The sequence below is a fragment of the Planctomycetota bacterium genome (assembly GCA_038746835.1).
Lineage (GTDB): Bacteria > Planctomycetota > Phycisphaerae > Tepidisphaerales > Tepidisphaeraceae > JBCDKH01.
Map to the genome: position 1 here is coordinate 1 of JBCDKH010000226.1, position 5304 is coordinate 5304.

The following is a 5304-nucleotide window of genomic DNA, read 5'->3' on the forward strand; positions in this document are numbered from 1 at the left end:
CGCGCTGTAGCTTAATAAGTGTGGTGTGACTGGAGCTGAGAGCTGCGTTGGTGGCCAGAGGGCGGCACGAACGCTGCGCGCGAGTGGTGGTGGTGGTGGCGGCGGCGGTGGCGGTGGATTCGGTGGCGGTGGTGGTGGCGGTGGTGGTGGGAACAACAACAACCTCGACCGCGAAGAGCTCATCGAACGCATCCAGGAGCTGATCCAGACCACGGTCGCCCCCGACTCCTGGACGGCCAACGGCGGCAGCATCGGTGCCATCTCCGAGCTCAACGGCCAGCTGGTCATCACGCAGACGGCCGAAAACCTCCGACTCGTCTCGCAGCTGCTGAGCAAGTTCCGCGAGACCCGGGCCATCCAGGTCAACGTCGAGACGCGGTTCCTGACCGTGCAGCGCAACTTCCTGGAGCGGATCGGCGTCGATTTCGACTTCCGCTTCAACTTCAACCCGCCCTTTGCTGGCCCGGGCAATCCGGGCGTCGGGCCGATCCAGGTCGACCAGGGATCGAACAACTTCACCGCGCCGGGCAACCTCGGCACGGGTGCACCGGGCAGCCTCGGAAACATCTTTGATCCCGCAGGCGGTCAGTCGCTCTCGACGCAGTTCCAGGCCTTCCTCGACGACTTCCAGGCGACGATCCTGATTGAAGCCCTGCAGCAGCGTCGAGACGTCCAGTCGCTGACGGCCCCGAACCTGACGCTCTTCAACGGCCAGAGCGCGGTCGTCATCGTCGCACGCACGCAGCAGTACGTCAGCGAGCTCGAGGCGGTCGTCGCCAGCGGCGTCGTCGGCTACAACCCGGAAACGGACGAGATTCAGGACGGCATCCTGCTCCAGGTGCAGGCGACCGTCAGTGCCGACCGCCGGTACGTCACGCTCACGCTCCAGCCGCAGCTGACACGCATCAACAACATCGCCACGTTCCAGGTGACCGGTGGTGTCGACGCGAACAACGTCGATCCCGACGGCACGCCGGACGTGTTCGGCTTCGGCGGCGGCTCGCCCCCGAGCTTCCTGCAGCTGGTCGACTTCGAGCAGATCGCCATCGCCACGACCGTCAGCGTCCCCGACGGGGGCACCCTGCTCCTGGGCGGGCAGACGATCACCGGCGAGACCGAACGAGAGTCGGGTGTTCCGGTGCTGTCGAAGGTGCCGTTCCTCAAGCGGCTCTTCACCAACCGTGCCCGTGCCAAGGACGAGCAGGTCCTCCTGGTCCTGGTTCGCCCCAAGATCATCCTCCAACGTGAGATTGAGCAGCAGGAGTTCCCGCTGCTGGCACCCAATCGCTGATTCAACTCCGGATCGATCATTCAAGCCCACGGGTCGATGCCCGTGGGCTTTTGCATCGCTCTCGCCAACGTCTGGACATCGTGTCCGCCGCGCCTAGCCTCTCCGCCCGACCTTTTCGCCATGCCCTATCAGTGCCACTTCACCGGAAAGAAGACCAAGATCGGCCGCAGCAAGACGTTGCGCGGCAAGGCGAAGTACCTCGGCGGCGTCGGGACAAAGATCACGGGCGTCACCAAGCGGAAGTTCAAGCCGAACCTGCAGAAGGTCCGAGCCGTCGTCGACGGCCGCGTCGTCCGCGTCTACGCCTCGGCGAAGGCGATCCGCAACGGCGACGTCGTCAAGCCGCAGAAGCGCACCTGGCGCCCCGGAGACGCGAAGGACTGACCCACCTCGGCACCATCCCGAAAAACCCAAGAGGCCGAGCGACTTCAGTCGCTCGGTTTTTCGTTGGATCGCTTCCGCTCGAGAACCGACAGCCGCGGGTCCGCCCACGAAAGCCGTCGATCCACTCGACGCCGAAGGTCCACGTCGGCATCGGGCTCCGAATCAAGCGTCGCCTGCCACGTCCACAGATCAAACGGCGGCACGGCGTATGGCGCCGGATCGGCCGGGAGACGCAGCACGCCGCCATCGAGCTGATTGAGTGTCATCACGACGCGGACGCGGTCGTCCTTCCCGGCAGCGTTTCGTCGGAAGCCTTCGAGCTCTTTCGCCCCAAACGCGGCCGTCGCGAGGACGAGCAGCGCAGCCGCGAGCGTTGTCGAAAACGAGTGGGCGTCCTGGCTCAGCGTCCGGACGACGAGTCGCAGGCTTACGACGGCCGCGATGGCACAGAGCATCGCAGGCAGGATCGCGAAACGCGCATGATCCATCGGCCTGCCGTACGACGTGACAGCGAACCCGACGAGCACCACCGCCGCCGGCACCGCCAAGAGCCGCAACGATCGCCCGGTCGGCCCTTTGACGAGCAACGCCCCGCCCAGCAACGTCGCCGCCCCCGCAAAGCCAGCGAGGCGTCCAGTCGCTACGCCGAAGAGGTTCCATGCGCTGCCAACCGTGCTCGGGTGGACCGACAGCTGGTAGTGCGACGCCGTGTTCCCCGCGTTGCTCGCAAGGTCAGGGAGATTGAGCAGCAGGAACGGATTGGTGGCAACAAAGACACCCGCCGCGAGCGATGATGCGATCGCGAGATCCGAACCGCGGGCTGTAAGCCCGCGGCTGCGACGGATGAGCCACGCTGTCGGAAGCAGGACGAGCGCCACGAGCATCGTCGGGACCATGCCCGCCGCCGCGCCGCAGAAGAACCCCGCGAGGAGCAGCTGACGGCATCTGCCGCGTCGCACGTAACCGTCAGCGACGCAGACCGCGACCAACGCGAGGGCTGCCCCCGGCAGATGCGGCTTGGCCTCGTGAGCCGCGACGACCACCACCGGCAAGGCAGCTACGACCAGCCCGCCGACGAGGCCGAGGACGTTCGACCGCGTGATCCGTCGCACCAGCACCGCCGCCGCCACGCTTGCGACGACGCCCCAGAGCACGGCGTACAGCCGCATGACGATGTACAGCTTTGCGAACTCACTCGGCTGATCGAGATAGAACGCCAGGCCGCCGCGCTCGACGAAGCCCAGGACCGACGCCACGCCGATGAGTCCGCCGACCGGATACATCCATAGCCCGCCGTACGTGTAGAACTGCGGATCGGGGCTGCGTCGCTCGGCCATGGACGCGATGGCACGCAGCGTCAGCATCTCGTCGGGCTGCTGGCTGTAGAGCCGGTAGCGGATGATGATTTCGGCCCGCTCGGCGTCGGTGTCGTTCAGGAACACGCCGGCGTCGTCGCTCCGATCGACGTCGGCCGCTGCGTCGGCGTCGAGTCCGCCGGCGAGCGCAACGAGCTCCTCACCCGTCCACGGCGTGCGATCGCCGAAGAGGTAGCGATTGACGTCGCCCGTCGGCAGTCCCCAGGTGAGCCCCGGCACAAAGAACACCAGCGAGAGCAGCCCCGCCAACGTTGGCATCGCAAGCCCACGCAGTGTCTCGCGTCGGGACCGCACTCGGAACGCTAGCGAGACCAGAGCGCCCGTCATCGAGCCAGATGACGACGAGTGAGCCGCTCGCGTGAGCGAGCGCTTCCGGCGCAGAAGCGCCCGCTCACGCGGGCGGCTCGCTCTGGGAGTGGTCGCGGAGATACCGCGCTCGCACCGCTCTTGAACAACGCAATAAGCGGACACCAACTCCCGCATGCCACCCCGTCGAAATCACCCGACTTCCTGCAAGGTCGCGACGCGGAAATCGACGTCCATCCGCTGCAACCTCGTACTCTTCCCCGACCTCGCGGCGCTGTAATGGCGTCGCGGGGTCTTTCGCCCATGTCGTCGGCCGAGCTTTCACCATCCACCCGTCAGCAGCTCGACGACTGGTTCCGCACGTACGGGGACGACCTGCTGGCCTTCGCCCGCCGGCGCCTGCGTGACGCGGAAGATGCGCAGGACGCCGTCCAGGACGCTCTGGTCTCCGCCGCCGAGGCTGTGGAGAGAGGCACCGTCGTCCAGCAGGACCGGGCGATGTTGTTCACGCTCTTGAGGCGACGCATCGTCGACCACGTGCGTCGAGATCGCGTGCGACGACGCGTGGCCGAGGAGTTCGCCGAGATCACCCAGGCCCGCGGCCCGAGCATCCGCGACCAGGTCTACGCGATCGCCCGAGATCGCTGGGTGCGCGAACCTGCGGACGCGATGGAACGTGAAGAGTTCTGGGAAGCGTTTGCTCGCTGCCTCGACGGAATGCCGCCGCTGATGCGTCAGGCGATGGTTTTTCGCGAGATTGACGGCCTGGACACGAAGGACGTGTGCGAGCTTCTCGATTTGACCAAGGCCAATCTCTGGACGCTGGTGCACCGTGGACGTCTGCGGCTGCGCAAAGAACTTTCAAACCTGTTGTCCCAATCTTCCGATACTTGATGTCAGCCAGACGCGACTCGCACGACTGACACGGTAATCATGCTTTCAGGAACTTCTGGCATGAGCCTCCTCCGCAACCGCCCACCGGACCTGCACGACGCCAAACAGCGCGGCACGTTTGCGCGGGTCGGTCGGTACCTGCTGCTCATCCTCACACTCCGTTGCGAAGACGCCGACGAGATGCGGCTGCGTCGTCGCTATGGCGAAACTCACTGGGCCGAAGACGCCGCCGAGGTCCTTCACCGCTGGACGTGCGGCACGTGTCGCAAAAGCAAGCGGCAGGAAGAGGCCGTCGAATCGGCCCTCCAAGGCTTCGCCGCGCGGGAGCAGGCGGGCGGACCAAGCGGAGACGGTCCACGGCTTTGAGCGAAGCGGTACCCGATCGAGTCATTTCTGCCAGCCGCGGCTCTACGCGCCGCCGGTTCGATGCGGACAGTCCTCCGGCTGTTAGCGCCGCGGCTGACGGAGTTGCAGGAGCGACGGTCTCAGTCCTTTTCGAGCGTCCGCCGAGTCGGGGCTGCCGTCCCGCGGAAGGCTTCGTCGTACGTCTCCTGCAGCGGCACCTCGATGAAACGCTGTGATCGGTAGAAGACCGGCAGATCTGGCAGTGCATCGCCCACCGTCAGCGGCTCGGCGTAGAGGTGCGGACGTCGCACTTCGTACTTGAGCCGCTCGCCCGCGTCGATCGCCGTGATGGCAAGCGGCTTGCCTTCGTGGGGTCGGTAGCCCGGGAAGTCGCACGCTTCTGCGACTGCACCGCACAGTCCGGCCGGCCCGTCATGCCGAGTCGGCGGGAACAGGTCAATCACCGATAGGTGCACGCCTCTGCGAAATGAGTGCTCCGCCTTGTCGACGAAGCGCTCGACGTGCGCCAGCCTGTCCTTGTTCGCGGGCGACGTCAGCTCGAGCAGTGCGACGAGGCGATCGCCACTTTCGTGACGGATCGCGATGCTTCGACCACGCGGTTCGAAGTCGCTGACTTCCGAGCTCTCCATTTCGACGCTGAGCCGCGGCCGGGCGAGCACGGCAGTACCGCCCTCGCCGTCGTCGACA

General features: G+C 66.2%; 6 protein-coding genes. 4 read left to right on the forward strand and 2 right to left on the reverse strand.

Going from position 1 to position 5304, the window contains the following annotated elements; all coding sequences use genetic code 11:
* Positions 1-25: 25 nt before the first annotated feature.
* A complete protein-coding gene (locus AAGI46_15450; GenBank protein ID MEM1013602.1) occupies positions 26-1291 on the forward strand; it encodes a hypothetical protein in 1266 nt (421 codons plus the stop codon).
* 120 nt (positions 1292-1411) lie between these two features.
* Positions 1412-1675 (forward strand): 50S ribosomal protein L28, encoded by a 264-nt coding sequence (gene rpmB / locus AAGI46_15455; GenBank protein ID MEM1013603.1) that lies wholly within the window; start codon positions 1412-1414, stop codon positions 1673-1675.
* Positions 1676-1719: 44 nt separating this feature from the next.
* On the opposite strand, the gene AAGI46_15460 is transcribed toward rpmB, so the two are convergent.
* The gene (locus AAGI46_15460; GenBank protein MEM1013604.1) at positions 1720-3345 is read right to left on the reverse strand and encodes a hypothetical protein; all 1626 of its coding nucleotides are present in this window, start codon (positions 3343-3345) and stop codon (positions 1720-1722) included.
* A gap of 315 nt (positions 3346-3660) precedes the next feature.
* Here AAGI46_15460 and AAGI46_15465 point away from each other — a divergent pair, with 315 nt between their 5' ends.
* Positions 3661-4251: a sigma-70 family RNA polymerase sigma factor gene (locus AAGI46_15465; GenBank protein ID MEM1013605.1), complete on the forward strand. Its 591-nt coding sequence runs from the start codon at positions 3661-3663 to the stop codon at positions 4249-4251.
* Between the two features lie 60 nt (positions 4252-4311).
* Positions 4312-4617, forward strand: coding sequence for a hypothetical protein (locus AAGI46_15470; GenBank protein ID MEM1013606.1), 306 nt, complete (start codon positions 4312-4314; stop codon positions 4615-4617).
* A gap of 119 nt (positions 4618-4736) precedes the next feature.
* Here the strand turns inward: AAGI46_15470 and AAGI46_15475 are convergent.
* Positions 4737-5304 (reverse strand): hypothetical protein (locus AAGI46_15475; protein ID MEM1013607.1); only part of this gene is annotated, 568 nt, incomplete at its 5' end.

Bases quoted from the DNA above. Each gene is read 5' to 3' on its own strand.
- rpmB (MEM1013603.1), top strand. From the start codon at position 1,412: ATGCCCTATCAGTGCCACTTCACCGGAAAGAAGACCAAGATCGGCCGC.
- AAGI46_15470 (MEM1013606.1), top strand. From the start codon at position 4,312: ATGAGCCTCCTCCGCAACCGCCCACCGGACCTGCACGACGCCAAACAG.
- AAGI46_15465 (MEM1013605.1), top strand. From the start codon at position 3,661: ATGTCGTCGGCCGAGCTTTCACCATCCACCCGTCAGCAGCTCGACGAC.